Source organism: Wolbachia endosymbiont (group A) of Aleiodes leptofemur, from assembly GCF_964028465.1.
GTDB classification, from domain to species: domain Bacteria; phylum Pseudomonadota; class Alphaproteobacteria; order Rickettsiales; family Anaplasmataceae; genus Wolbachia; species Wolbachia pipientis.
The window spans coordinates 386,495-403,971 of record NZ_OZ034782.1 but is presented as its reverse complement, the minus strand read 5'-3'; the positions used below and the strand labels follow the sequence as shown (position 1 = coordinate 403,971).

Below are 17,477 nucleotides of genomic sequence, written 5' to 3'. Positions count from 1 at the left end.
CCGTGATTTATTCACAGTATCTCTTAGCCACTAACAAGCAGCGGGATGACAGCAATCCTACGTCATGCCGCCGCGGTACCTCTAGATCCCGCTAACTAGTAGCGGAATGACGAATTTTTGTTTTTCAAATTATAGCTAAACATACTGTAATTGCTATTGAATGATGGAGAGACATACTCCATTATTTTAGCACGAAGTAACAAATTCAATGAATTGGTTCTTCAAAAATAATTTAAACTTTTACAGTAGGTCATGAAATATTATAGCGATCTCATTAAAAGAAACTTTTATAAGTATCGTTGATGAGAAAGGAAAAGTTGTTAAGGAAGAAGTTGTTGCAAGCGAAAGTAAGGCAATAGCAGATTAGCCAAGGCAAAAAATACGAACCCATAGGAATAGAAAGTGGATAGTTGTCAATATCAATGTGCAAAGAGTTAAGGAGTTTTGGATTACCAGTAATTTGTGTAGATGCAAGGCATATGGCAGCAGCGTTGTCTGCAAGAATCAATAAGAATGATAAAAACGATGCGAGGGGTATAGCGCAGATGATGAGAAGTGTTAGTAAAATCAGTTGTCAAATTAAAATAGCGCTTGGAAGCAGAAGACAGCTAATGTGTAGCAAACAGCAGGTTATTGGAACAATAAGAGGGTTGTTGAAGATACATGGTCGGTAAAGGATCAAAATTTGAAACTTTCGCTTTAAGAATACAAGAGGCAATAAATAATTTGGATGAAATCAGTAGGAGTTCAATTGAAGCGTTAGTTTGTAGTTTGGAAGCAATAGAAAAGTCATTAAGAAAGCTTGACAAAATGCTTTCAGAACAAGGTGAAAAAGACGATGATTGTAAATTGTTAACTACTGTTCCAGGAGTGGGGATTATAGTAGCAATGACGTATAAAGCTGCAATTGATAACCCACATAGGTTTGAGAAATCTGATACAGTTGGAGCATATATAGGGTTGACACCAAGGCAATATTCTTCTGGAGAAGTTGATCGGCATGGCAGCATATCAAAGATGGGACCAGCGGAATGTAGAAGTATGTTATATGAAGCTGCACAAACAATGCTTACAGTTACCAAGAGGACATTTAAATTAAAAAACTGGGGTTGCGAAGAAAAAAGGAATGAAAAAAGTAATTGTAGCAGTAGCAAGAAAATTAGCTGTAATTATGCATAGGATGTTGGTTGATAAAACAGAATTTTATTATCAATAAACATCAAAAGAGCATAGGACAATAATTTTATTGAAAATAAAGATAGCAATGCCGATGGAAGGGACAAGCAAGAACTTAGTTAGACTTCGTGGTAAATATGTTGCCGTCCACTTCCGCCTAACAAGTATAATGCGGCTTGACAAATTTATTGTCATCTCAGACCGCGGAGAGAACCATATGCTACTTTTAACTTATGTAAAATTACCAAGGATTATGGAGAAGATATGCTGTTTTGATTTGTGTGAAAATTATTGTTGACTTATGTGCAATTAGAGAACCTAAGTCACTTTAGCTATAATTCAGAATTGAGAGCTTTTAATAACTCTCTAACTCCCACTTAGGTCTTGGTGCAAAATTGAGAGAATCTATATAGCTTTTCTGTAACATTTCAATTCCTGCCCATCCAACCATTATTGCATTATCTGTACATAGGTTGTTGGGAGGAAAAAATATGTTTAAGTTTATGTGTTGCTTTAATTTTTCTCTCAAGAAATTATTTGCTGCAACTCCGCCGGTAATCACAAAGTCATTGATTTTGATATTTAAAGATTCGGCTATAATAATCGCATTACTAACCCTGTCCAGCAGTATGTCACTAATACACTCTTGAAACGAAGCACATACATCACACACATCTTGCTCGCTCATTTTCAGTTCTTGCACTAAGTTTTTTACTGCTGTTTTAATTCCAGAAAACGAAAAGTTACATCCAGAACGTTTTATCATTGCCCTTGGCAGTTTGAATCTTGTGCCATTGCCTTTTTTAGCCAACTTTTCAATTAATGGGCCTCCTGGGTAGCTTAAACCCAGCATCTTAGCAACTTTATCGAACGCTTCACCCAGCGAGTCATCAAGCGTTTCTCCAAGTTTAACGTATTTGCCTACATCCTGTGCAATTAAAAATTGACAGTGACCACCTGATATTAATAGGACTAAAAATGGAAATTTTACCTCATGCAGTAACCTAATAACCAATGCATGCGCTTCTAAGTGATTCACTGCAATGAACGGTTTTTGTGCTACATGCGCAATTGCTTTAGCCATCATTGTACCAACTATTAATCCACCTATGAGTCCTGGTCCTGATGTTGCTGCAATTGCATTGAGGTCACAAAAGTTAAGGTTAGATTTTTTTACAGCGCTTTTTATCAGGCCACTTAAATGTTCCATATGAGCACGTGAAGCTATCTCAGGAATCACCCCACCGCGTTTTTTGTGTTCTACTTGAGAAAGAATCTTGTGAGCAAGGACTTGCTTGTCACTATTTACAATCGCTACTGCAGTTTCGTCGCAGCTTGTTTCAACAGCTAAAATGGTTTTCATGTATATTTAGTTACTGTATTACCAAAACTATACTTTGAAACGCTGTAGAAGTTAACTGCAAAGTTAACTTCTATAGCTAAAAGATTTACCGACAACCGTCATTCCGCTATGTGTTAGCTGATGAGATACCGCGCACAACTGTACGAACATTCATTCTTAAAGGTAAACTGCACAGCAAATGGTGTCATTCCAGTGCTTGACACTGGAATCCAGCCTTGCCGTAATCTCATCAAGAACGTTGTGTTTTAACATAAGATCAGCCATCAACTATGTTTTTTAAAATTTTTTGAATTTAGTCTCATTTGTTGATAATTTTGTATTTTTATTCAATTGAAAAATGTATTTTGGTAACAAAGATCCTAGTTTATACAGAAAGAAATTTATATCAAACAGCAACCACTGCTTAGATTTTATGGTTAACGAATATGTGCTTTAAATGTGTGTAGACGCACATATCCGTTAACCTATTTTCTATGCAGATTTTTTTTTATTTCATATTAATTGCTTCTTTAAGTCTTGCATTGGCAATTACTATGATTTTTCGCATTAGAGCTGTTATAGCTACCATCTTCTTTTTACCTCTACCAATAAGATCAGAATAAAAAGCACCAAGTGCAGATTTAGATCTTGCAGCAGCCATAGCAGCTGTGAAAAGCTTTGCACGAACATTGCTTCTACCACCTGTTATCCTTCGGTAACCAATAGTTTTACCGCTTTCTTTTGGATGTGGAGCAACTCCAGCAAGACTTGCAACTTCTTTTTTGTTTAGGTGGCCAAGTTCTGGCATTAGACACACAAAAACTTGTGATAACTTGAGACCTATTCCTGGCACTGTTCTCAAGATTTTTTGACGCTTTTGTAACTCTGGATTTTTATCAATAATTCTTTGTATGGCATCGTTGAACTCATTTATCTGACTGGTAAAAAAGTCTATTGTTTTTTGGCAACTTTCCTTTATATAGTCGTTTTCAGGTGCTGCAAGCCTACATTTCTCTTGAGTTCTCATTTGCGTAATGTCATCACGACGTTGACAGAGTGCAACTAAGGCGGTTTGTTCTTTTGACATAGGCACAAATAGAGATAGAGCACTATAGCGTTCAAAACCATATTGAGCAAGGGCTCTTGCATCTGATTGATCTGTCTTTGCTAAAGTTCCATGTGATATGATAAAACTTTTTACTTTACGAGTATTAGCTCGATGTACAGCAACATTCTTATCAACAAGAAAATGTGCTAAGCCAAGCTCATATTTTCCAGTGTTTTCTAAAGTTACTAGAGAATTAGGTAGGATATCTGAAAATTTTTGAAACAACTGTTGCCAACCAGTAGCATCATTGTCAAACTTGATAGCGCTCCTTTGGTTATAAGCTGCAGCAACATTTTTAAATTTTCCGATATCAATGCCAATGAAATTTTGATAAGATGTAATCATAATAAATAACCTCGATAGTTTAATTAATTTAAGATTGTAAACGGGTGCATACATATGTCCCATGCAACTATTCAAACGTATCGAGAGATGGGGCTAGTTTACCTTGATGGCTACGGTTGTAATACCAACTTTCATTCGGTCGCACACGCCCGTGATAGCCCTATTCCTATAGTGAGTAGGGTTATCTTTCCCTCTTATCTCTTTTATATCACATTTTTAACTTACAATCCTTCTTTGGTTTTTATATAAGTAATCCCATACTTTATTTGGTTGATCGACAATAAAGTTTTGGTCTAATATATTGGGAGCTACTGTCCGTTTGTTGTTTCTTAATTTTAAATTTTCTTCTCAATATAGCCTGAATACCATTTTTCTGCATAATACTTTGCACTGTTTTTAAGTTGCAACTTTTACCCAAAGCCTTTAATTCAGCATGAATTTTAGGAGCTCCATATCTACATTTAGAAGCTTGATATATTTTTTGAATATCTGCTAATAACTCTTTATTTGCTGATTCTCTACTGCTTATTTTCCTTGTAGTCCACTTATAGTAGCCACTAGCAGAAAACCCTACATAATTCCTGCACTTTATAGTGTTTACTATGCTCTTTTATGAAAAAATATTTTACTCTTTTTGACTGGCCAGGGCTTTTTTTAAAATGTCTCTTTCTCTTGTTACTTTTGCTAACTCTTTCTGTAAATCAAATCTCTCTTTGTCATAAGGTGCTACATCTGGAAATGCATTTGCCGCTGACTTTTTTTCGTTATATTTCTTCATCCATTTTCCTAATACACTATCCCTTATTCCTAGATCTCTTGCTACTTTTGCAACTGGTTGACCTACCTTTCTTTGTTCATTTGCCAGCTTAACAGCTTCCAATTTGAATTCTGCCGTATATTCTCTTGCCATTTCTAATCCTCCAAAATTTTATTTTACCCGAAAAAACTCCTTTCTTTCTCTCCACTTTTTCTGGGTAAGGTCAATTCGGAACTCTATTTCTTTTTTACGATCTTTACTTTTATTCTTATTGTTCATATAATATACCCTTCACTAATAATAAATTATTTTTAAATGTTTACTGTTATTTTCTTAGCAGTATTGGCATAAAGCCATAGCTTTTGGGTGAAGTCAAATCAAATTTTCAATTTTTTTTGTTTATTTTTTTATGAAAAGGTAGAAGATATTAATAGCTGCTAATTTCTTTAAACGATGTTGTCGTAGATTCGTATTTTTATACACCAAAAAGGGTATCTTTGATGTCTCCTACAGCTCCAAACTCATAGCATCCATTTGCCGGCCTTTTAAGGCGCTTTATAGAAGGGTTAATTAAAAGATCTACAAAAGGACATCTAAGGTGCGTAGTAGCATTCTAAAGCCATCTATGGGAGACATTTTTTTCATCAACGCATTCAAAACTTAAAAAAATAAAAAACTTGAACATTTCTTCAGAATTATGTATAATTATTAATGCTTTTTCAGGTTCTTTCTTATGACTTTTTCTAAGTTTCTTGATCCCAAAAATGATGTATCGTTTAAGCGTATCTTCGGTACTGAAAAAAATAGAGATATCCTTATTCACTTCCTCAATGATATTCTTGGCTTTACTGGTAAAAATGAAATAAAGGATATAGAGTTTTTAAGTACTATTCAAGACCCCGATATCGCCGCTAAAAAGCAAAGTATTGTTGATGTTCTCTGTAGAGATTCTACAGGTGCTCAATACATTTGCGAAATGGTGCGACCTGAAAGTCTTCGGTCATATTGTTTAAAAGGAGAGGAATTCATTCAGAAAGAAACTGAAAGGATTCTAAAACTTATTAAACCAGATGTTTTGCCGTCTGAGTCTACGCATCAGTACGAATCGGGCAACCGGTTGGTGCCAAGCGATGCGGACAATGAACCTCCTCTTGAAAAAGAAGATGCTCAATCGTGAGAGAGGCATAAACTGCAAGCATCATGTGGTTGGAGGGCTAGGCTAGTGGTATGGTGAACGTAAGTGAAGCTTTATAAGTACCGATACGATGAAAGAGCTAAAGATGCTGATAAGCTCTGACCAAAAGGTAATGTGGATAAGTTACATTTTTCATTTCTAGATGTACGCAAATAATAACTCCACCGGTATAGAGAAGCCACCTAACCCACTATTGTATGAATGGAGAAACAGGGTAAGCCTGTATTTTCGCCTACATGGCAAGCAAACCGCAAGGAATGCTGATGGAAGTGCAGGTAAAGGAGAATGGAGAAAGCGAATGCCATTTTGTAACGAAATGGATAGAATTTGTAACATTAATTCGCGTGAAAACGAGCAGACTTCCGTTTGGTCCCTCGTGACAAGAAACTTTGTTAACCACTTAAGGTAGGAAAGCAGATGATTACAAGTAAACCTGTAAGTGCATCTACCAAAAGCTTTGAAGCATGGAAGCAGTTGCCATGGAAGAAATGCCAGAAAGTTATTGTGAGGCTACAAAGATGTATTGTTAAGGCTGTCCAAGAAGGAAGATGGGGTAAGGTAAAAACTTTACAACATCTTCTCACACGCTCTTTTAGCGGAAAAGCTTTGGCTGTTAAGAGAGTAACTGAAAACCAAGGAAAAAACACAGCGGGTGTAGATCGTCAACTATGGTCAACTTGCAATGCTAAATTTCAAGGAATAAAGCAGTTAAAGCAAAGAGGATATAAACCTTCTCCGCTAAAACGGATTTATATCAGTAAATCTAATGGCAAAAGAAGACCTCTTGGAATACCCACGATAAAAGATAGAGCCATGCAAGCATTATATCTGTTTGCTCTGGAACCGATAGCTGAAACGATCAGTGATCGTCACTCCTATGGCTTTAGACCTAAAAGATCCTGTGCAGATGCTACAGTAGCTTGTCATTTGTTACTGGCAAGTCGTAATCAACTACAATGGATACTTGAAGGTGATATCAAAGGATGCTTTGACAACATTAATCATGAATGGCTTATGAAGCATATTCCTATGGAGAAAAAAATTCTGCATAGTTGGTTAAAAGCTGGCTTCCTAGAATCAAAAACTCTGTATCCCACAACTGCAGGTACCCCGCAAGGTGGTATAATTTCTCCAATACTAGACAATTTAGCCTTAAACGGACTTGAAAAGTTATTGGAAAGTCGATTTGGTAAACTCGGCAGTAGAAAAAGAAACAAAATCAGAAGTGGAGTGAATGTAATCAGATACGCAGACGACTTTATTATTTCAGGTTTCACACATGAAGTACTGGAAAAGGAAGTTAAGCCTTTAGTATCATCTTTTCTTCATGAGCGAGGTTTAATTCTGTCAGAAGAGAAGACAAAGATTACATCTATCACAACAGGGTTTGACTTTCTTGGTTGTAATGTACGTAGATATAATAAGAAGTTAATTATTAAACCTTCGAAAGAAAGTATTAAAAGACTTCTTAATAAAGCACGTACATTGATAAAAGCAAATATAGCGAACACTCAGGCTATAGTAATTAAGTCACTCAACTCTCTACTGAGAGGATGGGGAAGTTACTATCACCATGTGTGTGCTAAAAAAGCGTTTAGAAAGATCGACAATGAAATTTGGCATAGTTTATGGAAATGGGCAAAGAAAGGACATCCTCGTAAAGGATTACGTTGGATAAAGAATCGTTACTTCAAAGTAATGGGTCAACGCCAATGGGTTTTTGCTGCACCCCTATGCAAGAACAAACCAAAAGAGATACGGTATTTAAGACTGCTTAAGCTGATTGATATACCTATCAGACGACATGTTAAAATCAGAGCGGATGCAAATCCCCTTGACTTAAAATGGAAAAAGTATTTTGATGAGAGAGTGAAACGAACAAGAATGTTAGCAAGCTCTTTCTCAAGAGAAGGTTCTCTACTGTTGGTGTCACCATTAAGAATGATGTTTCCTGAGGAATCATGAAGGACAAGCCGGTTCTAGAAAAGAAGAACTTAGATAAGGGGCTCAAGCGTAGTGTTGGGAAACCTGCATGCTGCGTTTCTAAGGGAGGGGGTAGTAGTAATACTGCTTCCTTACCTGACCAACTCGCTCGTGATAAAGGCTTTGAAAAACGCGCCCAACTCTATGCTGCTAAAGCTTACTCAAGACAATCTGGCAATTACATTGATTTTAAGAAAGTATTCTTTATTGCTATTTCTAATAGTACGCTATTTCCTACAGAGGTTGAGTATATTTCTACTCATAATATACGAGAGATAAAAACCAACGGACATTATCTAAAAGATTTTCAATTCGTTTTCATTGAGTTGCCTAAATTTACAAAAAACAGAGTAGAACAACTAGAGAACACAGTAGAAAGGTGGTGTTTTTTTTTCCGGTATGCAGAAGATACTACAGATGAAGATTTAAGAAAAATAGCAGAAAAATCACCAATAATAAAGCTAGCATATGATGAGTTAGACAAATTTCATTGGAATGAAAAAGATCTAATGGCGTACGAGGAAAGAATAATGAATCTACAGAAAGAAGAAGCCATCCTTGAATATAGGCTTGATCTTGCTAAAGACGAAGGCATCCAAATCGGTCATGAAAAAGGCAGAGAAGAGGGTGAGAAGGAAGCTAAAATAGCAGTTGCAAAGAATCTACCTAAAGCAGGTGTTTCTATTGATATTATAGCTCAAACTACTGGTCTTACAGTTGATGAAGTTAAAGACTTAAGCTGATTATATCTTTTGACACCTAGATGAACATCTTTGTACTAGATGAAAACCCAGTAATTGCAGCACAAATGTTGTGTGATAAGCATATAGTAAAAATGCCATTAGAAACTGCTCAGTTATTAAGTAATGTTTTTTCAATAGCATTAAAAGCGCCAAATCCTTTTGTCAGTACCACAGATCAGAATATAGCAGTTCCATATAAACTCACTCACAGCAATCATCCTTGTTCTTTGTGGGCTAGGCAATCGAAAGGGAACTTTTGTTGGTTGATAGAGTACGGAAAAGAATTATGTAAAGAGTACACTTGGCGATACAAAAGAAAGCATAAATCAGAAGAAGTAATAGATTGGTGTGATAGTAATAAGGATTTACTCATTTTTCGATCAACTGATATGCAAGCTTTTATACAAGCACTGCCCGATCGGTATAAATGTACTAATCCTGTAAAAGCTTATAGGGAGTATTACCTACAGGAAAAGATGAGATTCGCTAAGTGGGAAAATGGAAGAGAAGCACCAGGTTGGATAGTAGGAAATCCTGCTACACATTTTTTCCACATCTTTTCTTGATAAGGACACAAGGTTTACGATATCCAAGGGCTAGCAGCAGTAATACGCACACGTGCAAGATTATTGGGTATATAATGATAGGGAATAATTTCTTCATATACAATGCGAATTGAACTAGGATTCACTTTATATAGCAGTGATATTTCACCCTTAGCTTCGTTTCTTATATTTTTCAACACATTTTCTCTATCAGTTAAAGAAACTACAGTATCCTTTGTTACCGAAACCTCTGCAAAAGCAGCTCCATAAGCATTTGCAACTTCAGCATATTCAGGAATGAACGCATATTTTGGTAAAAACGGTGATGCAAGCAACATAGCGCCACCACCTACAATGATAAAAGGAAGGTCAGCATGCGGTCCAGAAATTTTCTGATAAAGTTTTTCAAGCTTCAATACTATTTCGCTCATAATACGCTTTGCACACATAGCTTCCTGTTTAGTAAACTTAACAGAAGAAAAATTAACATGCCCTAAAGCTTGTGCCATATCAGTGAGAGTTATCTTGCTGCCTCCCCATAGTTTTGCACGTTGCTTTATTAGATATCCTGCACTTTCAGGTCCTATATTAACTTTATCATCTTTTGCTTCTATATAACTGCCACCTCCTAATGCAATAGACAAAATATCAGGCATAGCACAATTGAGTGTAATACCACCAATAGAAGAATTATAAAGCGAACGCCGCGGAAAATTGTTTAGCACTATACCTACGTCTGTTGATGTTCCTCCAATATCTGCAACTACACATTCATTTTTACAAGCAAGACGTGCTGCCCCCACAAAAGAATTAGTAGGGCCTGATGAAATAGTCAATATAGGGTACTGCAGTGCTTCTTCTAAAGTAATAATAGTACCGTTATTCTGAGTAATAAACAAAGGACATGTTAACCCGAAAATGCTTAATATATTTTGCAAATCTTTAAACCCTGCATTCATCGCTTTTATAAGAGCAGTATTAAGTATAGCTGAATTCTCTCTTTCGATATAACCAACTCCACCAATCTTATGTGATAACGTAAATGGAAAAGCTTTCCCTAAAATTTCTTTGATCTCATTTCCTACTATGTTCTCTTGTTCACAATATAGAGGAGAAAACACTCCCACTACTGCAAATCCTTCTGCTCCTTTATTGTGCAACTCGTATATGGCAGAGCGTACTTCAGAAATAGAAAGCTTAGTTATACAACTACCATCACAATCATACCCTCCATTAATAACTTTTTCTCCAATATACAATGTACTACGTGTCTGTGCGTTCCACGAGTATGCAGGTGAAAGTGAAGGTTTATGACCTGCAATGCGAATCACACCTACCTTGTATAGTTCAGATCCTTGCAAAACCGCATTAGTTGCGTGCGTGGTTCCTATAGATACAGCTAAAATTCTCTGTTTATCAAAAGGATGAAGCTCATACAATGTGGATAATACACGTAAAACCCCTTCAGAAATATTTTTCGTAGCAATCACTTTACAAGAAGTAACTATTGTACCATTATCCTTTACAAGTACAGCGTCAATATTTGTGCCACCAACGTCGATTCCTATTCTATAATCCATATCACCTCCTTTTTTCAGAAAGACCAAACACTTCAGGACCTACTATTGCCAGTCCTTCTGGTGTTGTCCATAACGTGGGAGAAGGAAATTTTAGCACTGATACACGTATTCCATATGTTAAAGCTTCAGAAGCTATTGGATATCCAGTATCTTTATCAAGAACAGCAATGATATCTGGTGTTGCAGCAACACAATCGGAACCATCATACACTGCAAGATATTCATTTTGATAAATGATGGTCAACATATTATTACAACCTTCTATAGATACATTTCCTGAAAGAAACCCTCCCTTAATTGACTGATCTATATCTCTTATAATTCCCTCTCCCAACAGCAATGCATGCTTATCGCATAACGCTTTTATAGGACATATTTTTCGTTCTCGTGCTTCCAGTATAATATTACCTAGAAAACATGCATAGGAGATACTGTTTCTACAAATAACTTGCTTTGCTTGTTGACCTGTTATAGGGTAACAGCTAACACCTATGCTTGAACCACATGCCACTGTCACCGCGCGCGCAACCCTTTCGAGGTGGTCACTGCTTTCAATATGCATAATTATAGTGTTACCTAAGCTATCTGCAAAAAATGCAGGACAACAAGAAATGCCATATAAATTAGGTGATACCATATTCAATGATGGAAATGCTCTGCCCATTAAGTCTCCGTCTATAACAGGAATCCCGACTTTACCTGCTGCAAGGAATGGTGTAAAAGCGTTACTTCCTCCTATTTCCGCTGGTATAAGTGCCGTAGGTTCTTTCTTATAATATAACGTAAATACATCGATTAATGAGTGACACTCTTTACTGGGTAATTTTTCTGCAGCTACAAGAGGTGCACCCATAAAACCAATGGGCATAATTAGAGCATCATCTTCCAACTCATCTATATCTGTAATAGCTACCTCGCCATGGAGTTCGATTTTATATTGTGTACTAAGCTTATTATAATAGGTATTACCTCCACCTCCTGAGCCTAATAATCCAGCCCCTAAAGAAAGAGCTTCTATATTATTGAGAGTTAGTTGGTTTATTTTTTTCACAATAGTTCTTATAAATAAACAGAAAAGTGCGTGTGCATAGAACAGCAAAAGATGATACAATTGCTGCATCGGTGTAAATAAAACCAGTTGTTATATCATGCACCTTAAGTAACGAAAGCAAACCATATATAATACCAAATATTGCACAAATGAGATTGGTTTTTTGTGCTGAAGACGTATATTGTATAGGTTGTAATTTATCCAGCACAAAACAGGTTACAATAACAGATCCTTGGCTTCCTATGACAATGGTAATTACATTAAGTAACTCCTCAAATTTTAGTATTATATTAGTACATGAAAGTACTGTACCAACAATCCCTATAATTGTTATGCAGAACGGTAATGAAACTTTGGGTAACAAAAAATTAACGTTTACACCAGCAGAATACAAGTTTAAGTTATTAGTAGTCCAGCATAAAAGAATTATAGACGGAATACACAATAACTTCCACAAATCATTTCCGCTGCTCAATAATACCTCTATAAAACTTGAATCTGGCACACAAAGAGCAAAATAGACTCCTGTGCCTATAACGAAAAAATAACATATGAAAAAGGTAAGTATAACGCTTACATATGCATCGAGATTTGTTCGTGCAAAACGATAGTATGTTGGGATATCGAAAATAGCACCTAAAGATGCTGCAATTATAAGCGGTACGCCTTTTAATGTCATATTAGATGTAAGTATAATATCAGGTAAGGTGTGCTTGTAAAAAAGTTGCAATATTGCGATTATCGTAACTATGATAAGAAAAGGCGTTGCAATATTTGCAAAGCTCTTTAATGCAGTGATACCTCTGCTTACAAGAAGTGTAATAGCGAAACCAATGATACAATTAGTAGCAACGAATACATATGGTAAGTCTTTCATTTTTAATAGAGGAAATTCTATAATAGTGTTCACCATAATGTTTTGTTGAATAGAAAACCAGAACACTAAACACATTATAATACCTAATCCATATAGCCATGTACCGTGAACACCAAAATAGTGTAATACTTGTTCTATGGTATTGCATGGTCTTCTTACTGACAATACAGCAAAACACAACCCCAACATTGTCAGTATAAGATTTGCTATAATTATAGAAATTAAGCTAGAAGTAACACCATATTTGGTAGTAAGCATATACCCCAACATGAAAGCAGGTACACAAAAGACTGCACCTGCTTGAATCGCGGTAAGATCTATGTATGTTTGACTAGTATACTTCAACTTATCACCTACAAAACAATCAAAGGAGATTCATTCTTAAGTTAGTTAGTCCTCTTTGAGCTTTTGAAGTCTCAGTCTCGTCAACTTTAGTACTAGGACCTGCTCCAGTATCAGCATGCAACTGGCGAAGGACTTCCTTGGCTTTTTCAGTGGCCTTATCAACCTTTATATCCTCCTCCATGTTAACTTTGGCATCAGGAGCTAAGCTCTTTTGATACTCACGTTCCCTTGAATAGTTTGATAAACATATATGATGTATAGCAAAAAGAGCATTTTCACTTCTCCGCGTTACTTTGGCTAAATTTCCAACCTTAACATGATGTGAATAGCGTGTATCTTTTATACCAAATCTCCTCGCAAAATTAACATGCATATTATTATAACCAAGGAAATCTTTATCTATTGAATGAAAGTCATCTACTAATGGATCTTGTAATTCTACTGAGCCATCTGGGCACTTCTCATATAAGCTTTCTACGTACTTTCTAAGTTTTTCCTCATCTTTAGATGGTTTATCTTCTTCAGGAAGTTTAGTGCATAGTGGTAATTGAATATGACCTGCAGGATGGAGCATAAGAATATTTCTGATATCACAATCTTCTGTTAGAAATTTCTTTGACGGTACTTGTGTACCATCGGCATACTCCTTATATTCTTTAGAACATTCTCCATTAATCAAGCTAAAACAAAAAAAAGCAAGAGTTGGTTGTACTTTTTCATTTTCATCAACATCTTCCTCCTTTTTATAATAAAACGTTTTTTTATTTTCTGCTTGGAACTTGTAAAAAAGCACATCTTTACTATCTATACTAAGCTGATCATTTACTCTATTAATTCTCACTAACGAAATAATGATTGGCAGCCCTTTTTGTTCCATACAGCTGATTACTGCATAGACACTAATGTAACAAGGTAATACCTTGAGGGTAATATTATGTTTTGAATACAGTAGAACACCTTTACATGTGCCCAATATTTTCTGAACTCTTTCATTTGCAATATTTTTTATATATTCTATAGAATGTAAGTTAATTTCGCTTTTCATTTTGGCAATGAGTTCTTCCTCCTTATCTTTACCAAGAGAAACACCACCAAAATTATCTATCGATTCTTCCAAAACTGCAATACCAAGTTTATCTTTTTTTCTATATTTTAACAAACTGAGCAGAATTACAGGTAAAAATAGATCTTTTTCTTTCTTTGTTAAGTTTTTGACTTCATCACGAGAAAGCTTACCTTCTTTGCAGAACTTAGGCAACATAGAAAGAATAAATAAGGGACGAATTTGACATAGGCTATCTGATACAAGAGGATCTAGTAACTCAAAGATATCTTCACCTTTGTCACATTTGTCACATATGAGTTCTTCGCAACGAGCCAAGATTTCATTAAGATCTTTTTTTTCTGCTTTGGGTTTCTCTGATGTATTGGATGAAACGCCGTAAATTTTTTCTCTAGAAACTGGCATATCATCCTCTATGTCCTTTTCGATGTTACTAAGAAGTGGTACAAAATGGTTGCTGTAATTCACTATATAAACAACATTATCACCTGTGCCTACTTCATCTGTAGTAATATGTAATCCATCTACCGATTTCTCATGCAATTCTATAACTTTAATTTTCACATTATATTTCTCACATATTATTTTTCCTTCAATTTCGTTTCTTCCACATACAGCATCTTCTAACTCTAGTTTTCTCATTAATGAATTAAGGCTTAAATCTTTAACATCTTTTACAGTAAATTCAATACGTGAAACATCTCTTATAATGTTATCATCTTCTTTTTTTAAAGCTTTATTCAACCATGAACTGCTCTTTGATTGTTTTGCATATTGTTTACAACTTTTCCGTAAAGACTTTACGTTAAACTCTTCACTACTTGTAATCAGACCATTACTTTTTAGTTCATTCAATCCTTGAGCAACAGAATCAAAAAAGCAATCTCCTGCACCTACAGCAGCCCCTATTTTATAGTTCCCAGGAAACTCCTTTTTTAGCTTACTTAAAAGTTCCTCGAGTTCTTTTCGCTTCTCACCTTTTGCCTTTTTTATCTGACAAAAAACGGAAATAGGCTCTCTACTAACACCTGACCCTTTACCCACTGCTAACATATTAACTCACTAAACCAAGCTACCTGCTTGATAGCAGAAAAAATAAGCAAAGTAAATTATTTTTTTATGATAAATAACAATATTTTTCAATAGATATATATTTCCATATTTTTTATTATTAAATTAATAATATGGTTCTACTTTTTGCCTAATTAACAAACAAGCGTGAGAAGAGTTTTTCTTGGAATCCGTTGGTCTAGCAAAAATTATAGCTCTTTTTACAATAATCCGAACAGACCGTAATATGCTACTGGCCTGCTATAGCCATAAACACATATCTTATCGCATTCGGACTATTATAAGAAAGGCTATACATTACTAATTCCAAGAAAGCGGAGCATTTGGATCATCTGGAATTTCATAAAAAGGCAGCCTATCAATTAACAGACTTTCTTCATCTCTACTAAGATCTCTTGTTACAATATTGCAAAAATCTCTATTGCTCCCAAAATTAGCTGTTACTGCAGTCCTTAAATCTTGATTTCCTGCCACAGCTTCCTGAAAGCTGCTGTTATTGGCAAGATGAGTTTCCAGCACAGGTTTTGCGTCATTACCAAATTTGTTTTTCACATTCAGAATAGCTTGTCCCAATTTATTTGTGTTGCTACTAATTAATTTTTCTGCCACTCCTTCCTGCAAAATACGACTACCTGCTAAGATCTCTCTATTTTCATTATCCTTCACAACCGCTTTCCCTATTTCATCTACCTTGGTATTCAAAAGGTGCTGAGTTACGTTATTGACTAACGTCTTCGACTCATCTATATTATCGCCTAAGCCACTTGCATTAAACAAATATTCAGCTAATTTTTCAGGGCTAACCTTCCCTTCAGTAATTCTTTTTGCTTCACCTTTCTCTATACTGCCAGCATTAAATAACAACTCAGCTAACCTAGAAGTGCCGACATTTTTTATTATATCTTTAATAAAGCTCTTTTGATCCCACTGATAATTCTCTGCTAGTGCATTCTTAGCATCGTTAAATACTAGTTCAGAAATCTTATACGAGCTAACTTTATCTTCGGCAATCTTTTTGGCTGCAAGTTGATCTAAGTTACTTTTATTAAAAAGCAACTCAGCGAGTTTTATTGGATCAGCTTTATTTATAAAATCCTGCGAATTAAGATTTATTTTATTAGCAACATGAGTAGCAAGATTTTGACCAGTGCTATCAGTTATATCAAGTACTGTTTTTCCCAATATATCTTTATTTTCATCAGTAAGTAGCTGTACAGCGACTTCCTCAATTGATGGGCTTTTTCCATCTCTACCTGCCGGACCTTGAGGACCATCTGCACCTTTTGATCCCTGCACCCCCTTGTCTCCTAAAAAAGCTTTTGCTATCTTACCATCATAAGCATTTTCGTTATCAGCAGTTTGATCAAGAAATCTGCCTAATTTCTCCACTAAAATTGATTTCTTTTTCCCATCTCCTATATCCTCTGTTGCATCAAGTATTTTTTTCGTGAATTCTAAAATTTTTATATTAGAGCCATCAGCTTTAGCAAAATTACCCTTTTCTGCCAAAAAATCTTTTGCTGTTTTATTATCACCATATATTTCATATTTTTCATCAAGAAGCTTCCCTAATGTATTAACTAAAATTGAAGTTGCATTGGGATCATGTTTATAAAATAATTCCCTTGCTAATCTATTGATTCCGTCACTGTCACGAGAAATAAATCCTCTATCTGTATCTTCCTTAGTATATACATTTTCAACATCAACCTTTTTATTTAATCCTTCATCTACTTCTTCCTTAGTATATACATTTTCAACATCAACCTTTTTATTTAATCCTTCATCTACTTCTTCCTTAGTATATACATTTTCAACATCAACCTTTTTATTTAATCCTTCATCTACTTCTTCCTTAGTATATACATTTTCAACATCAGCCTTTTTATTTAGGTAAGCAGGCAGAACATCTCGCCTAGAAAATGTACTATCTAGTATCAAGTTAGAGATTCTATCACCCTTATCAAAATCTTTTGCATAAAATATCGCCTCCACTATGGACTTTTCTGCTAACTTCTCTTCAAGTACTGTATGTTCATCATTGTTAGTACTTTTCATATCAAGTAGACTTTTAAAAGCTGCCGCTAAACCTCCTACTTTATAGCTTATTTCACCTTGACCATCTTGTTTATATTTTAATTCCAGACTACCATTGCTTGCATCTAAAGTATACTTATTACCTTTCTCATCGCTCAAGGTTATAATTTTAACATTTTCCAAATTTGATATTGATGTGCCGTGATTATCTTTAAACTCTACATTAGGTGTCATATCACTTCATATTAATTAAAACGAA

Annotated in this window: 15 protein-coding genes and 1 pseudogene; 7 read left to right on the top strand and 9 right to left on the bottom strand. The window is 35.3% G+C overall.

Going from position 1 to position 17,477, the window contains the following annotated elements:
- The first annotated feature begins 422 nt into the window (after positions 1-422).
- Positions 423-674: a hypothetical protein gene (locus tag ABWU67_RS02225; protein ID WP_010081945.1), complete on the top strand. Its 252-nt coding sequence runs from the start codon at positions 423-425 to the stop codon at positions 672-674.
- Positions 664-1,179, top strand: coding sequence for an IS110 family transposase (locus tag ABWU67_RS02220; protein ID WP_010081946.1), 516 nt, complete (start codon positions 664-666; stop codon positions 1,177-1,179). The genes ABWU67_RS02225 and ABWU67_RS02220 overlap by 11 nt, the downstream gene beginning before the upstream one ends.
- A 352-nt stretch (positions 1,180-1,531) precedes the next feature.
- Here the strand turns inward: ABWU67_RS02220 and tsaD are convergent, their stop codons facing one another.
- The 4 genes from tsaD to ABWU67_RS02200 all read right to left on the bottom strand — a co-directional run bounded on the left by tsaD (position 1,532) and on the right by ABWU67_RS02200 (position 4,881).
- Positions 1,532-2,539 (bottom strand): tRNA (adenosine(37)-N6)-threonylcarbamoyltransferase complex transferase subunit TsaD, encoded by a 1,008-nt coding sequence (gene tsaD, locus ABWU67_RS02215; RefSeq protein ID WP_209473117.1) that lies wholly within the window; start codon positions 2,537-2,539, stop codon positions 1,532-1,534.
- Positions 2,540-3,026: 487 nt separating this feature from the next.
- Positions 3,027-3,971 (bottom strand): IS110 family transposase, encoded by a 945-nt coding sequence (locus ABWU67_RS02210; RefSeq protein WP_265022222.1) that lies wholly within the window; start codon positions 3,969-3,971, stop codon positions 3,027-3,029.
- A 262-nt stretch (positions 3,972-4,233) separates the two neighbouring features.
- Positions 4,234-4,449, bottom strand: coding sequence for an IS3 family transposase (locus tag ABWU67_RS02205; protein ID WP_245836010.1), 216 nt, complete (start codon positions 4,447-4,449; stop codon positions 4,234-4,236).
- Between the two features lie 147 nt (positions 4,450-4,596).
- Positions 4,597-4,881, bottom strand: coding sequence for a transposase (locus ABWU67_RS02200; protein ID WP_038198869.1), 285 nt, complete (start codon positions 4,879-4,881; stop codon positions 4,597-4,599).
- A 580-nt stretch (positions 4,882-5,461) separates the two neighbouring features.
- Between ABWU67_RS02200 and ABWU67_RS02195 the strand changes: the two are divergent.
- The 4 genes and pseudogenes from ABWU67_RS02195 to ABWU67_RS02180 form a co-directional block, all read left to right on the top strand.
- Positions 5,462-5,707 (top strand): annotated as a pseudogene (locus ABWU67_RS02195) (PD-(D/E)XK nuclease family transposase); the annotation flags it as partial.
- 633 nt (positions 5,708-6,340) lie between these two features.
- Positions 6,341-7,888, top strand: coding sequence for a group II intron reverse transcriptase/maturase (gene ltrA, locus ABWU67_RS02190; protein ID WP_353282131.1), 1,548 nt, complete (start codon positions 6,341-6,343; stop codon positions 7,886-7,888).
- On the top strand, positions 7,885-8,649 hold the full coding sequence (locus ABWU67_RS02185) for an Rpn family recombination-promoting nuclease/putative transposase (RefSeq protein WP_353282130.1): 765 nt from the start codon (positions 7,885-7,887) through the stop codon (positions 8,647-8,649). The genes ltrA and ABWU67_RS02185 overlap by 4 nt, the downstream gene beginning before the upstream one ends.
- 20 nt (positions 8,650-8,669) lie before the next feature.
- Complete coding sequence (locus ABWU67_RS02180) at positions 8,670-9,215, top strand: pyrimidine dimer DNA glycosylase/endonuclease V (protein ID WP_007549769.1); 546 nt, start codon at positions 8,670-8,672, stop codon at positions 9,213-9,215.
- A 14-nt stretch (positions 9,216-9,229) separates the two neighbouring features.
- Here the strand turns inward: ABWU67_RS02180 and ABWU67_RS02175 are convergent, their stop codons facing one another.
- From ABWU67_RS02175 to ABWU67_RS02160, 4 genes are all read right to left on the bottom strand, one after another.
- Positions 9,230-10,774: a hydantoinase/oxoprolinase family protein gene (locus tag ABWU67_RS02175; RefSeq protein ID WP_353282129.1), complete on the bottom strand. Its 1,545-nt coding sequence runs from the start codon at positions 10,772-10,774 to the stop codon at positions 9,230-9,232.
- A gap of 1 nt (position 10,775) precedes the next feature.
- The gene (locus ABWU67_RS02170) at positions 10,776-11,825 is read right to left on the bottom strand and encodes a DUF917 domain-containing protein (protein WP_209473059.1); all 1,050 of its coding nucleotides are present in this window, start codon (positions 11,823-11,825) and stop codon (positions 10,776-10,778) included.
- Positions 11,794-12,972 (bottom strand): cytosine permease, encoded by a 1,179-nt coding sequence (locus ABWU67_RS02165; protein ID WP_264951909.1) that lies wholly within the window; start codon positions 12,970-12,972, stop codon positions 11,794-11,796. Before ABWU67_RS02165 ends, ABWU67_RS02170 begins: the two co-directional genes overlap by 32 nt.
- Before the next feature lie 94 nt (positions 12,973-13,066).
- Positions 13,067-15,163: a hypothetical protein gene (locus ABWU67_RS02160; RefSeq protein WP_341822097.1), complete on the bottom strand. Its 2,097-nt coding sequence runs from the start codon at positions 15,161-15,163 to the stop codon at positions 13,067-13,069.
- A 181-nt stretch (positions 15,164-15,344) separates the two neighbouring features.
- Here ABWU67_RS02160 and ABWU67_RS02155 point away from each other — a divergent pair, with 181 nt between their 5' ends.
- Positions 15,345-15,485 carry a hypothetical protein gene (locus ABWU67_RS02155; RefSeq protein WP_353282128.1) on the top strand — a complete coding sequence of 47 codons (141 nt, stop codon included), beginning with the start codon at positions 15,345-15,347 and terminating at the stop codon, positions 15,483-15,485.
- On the opposite strand, the gene ABWU67_RS02150 is transcribed toward ABWU67_RS02155, so the two are convergent.
- Positions 15,482-17,452, bottom strand: coding sequence for a hypothetical protein (locus tag ABWU67_RS02150; protein ID WP_353282127.1), 1,971 nt, complete (start codon positions 17,450-17,452; stop codon positions 15,482-15,484). The two genes, ABWU67_RS02155 and ABWU67_RS02150, sit on opposite strands and share 4 nt — an antisense overlap.
- Positions 17,453-17,477: the final 25 nt, after the last annotated feature.

Coding starts and splice junctions, on each gene's coding strand:
- ABWU67_RS02225 (WP_010081945.1), top strand. CDS start 423: ATGTGCAAAGAGTTAAGGAGTTTTGGATTACCAGTAATTTGTGTAGAT.
- ABWU67_RS02220 (WP_010081946.1), top strand. CDS start 664: ATGGTCGGTAAAGGATCAAAATTTGAAACTTTCGCTTTAAGAATACAA.
- tsaD (WP_209473117.1), bottom strand. CDS start 2,539: ATGAAAACCATTTTAGCTGTTGAAACAAGCTGCGACGAAACTGCAGTA.
- ABWU67_RS02210 (WP_265022222.1), bottom strand. CDS start 3,971: ATGATTACATCTTATCAAAATTTCATTGGCATTGATATCGGAAAATTT.
- ABWU67_RS02200 (WP_038198869.1), bottom strand. CDS start 4,881: ATGGCAAGAGAATATACGGCAGAATTCAAATTGGAAGCTGTTAAGCTG.
- ltrA (WP_353282131.1), top strand. CDS start 6,341: ATGATTACAAGTAAACCTGTAAGTGCATCTACCAAAAGCTTTGAAGCA.
- ABWU67_RS02185 (WP_353282130.1), top strand. CDS start 7,885: ATGAAGGACAAGCCGGTTCTAGAAAAGAAGAACTTAGATAAGGGGCTC.
- ABWU67_RS02180 (WP_007549769.1), top strand. CDS start 8,670: ATGAACATCTTTGTACTAGATGAAAACCCAGTAATTGCAGCACAAATG.
- ABWU67_RS02175 (WP_353282129.1), bottom strand. CDS start 10,774: ATGGATTATAGAATAGGAATCGACGTTGGTGGCACAAATATTGACGCT.
- ABWU67_RS02165 (WP_264951909.1), bottom strand. CDS start 12,972: ATGTTGGGGTATATGCTTACTACCAAATATGGTGTTACTTCTAGCTTA.
- ABWU67_RS02160 (WP_341822097.1), bottom strand. CDS start 15,163: ATGTTAGCAGTGGGTAAAGGGTCAGGTGTTAGTAGAGAGCCTATTTCC.
- ABWU67_RS02150 (WP_353282127.1), bottom strand. CDS start 17,452: ATGACACCTAATGTAGAGTTTAAAGATAATCACGGCACATCAATATCA.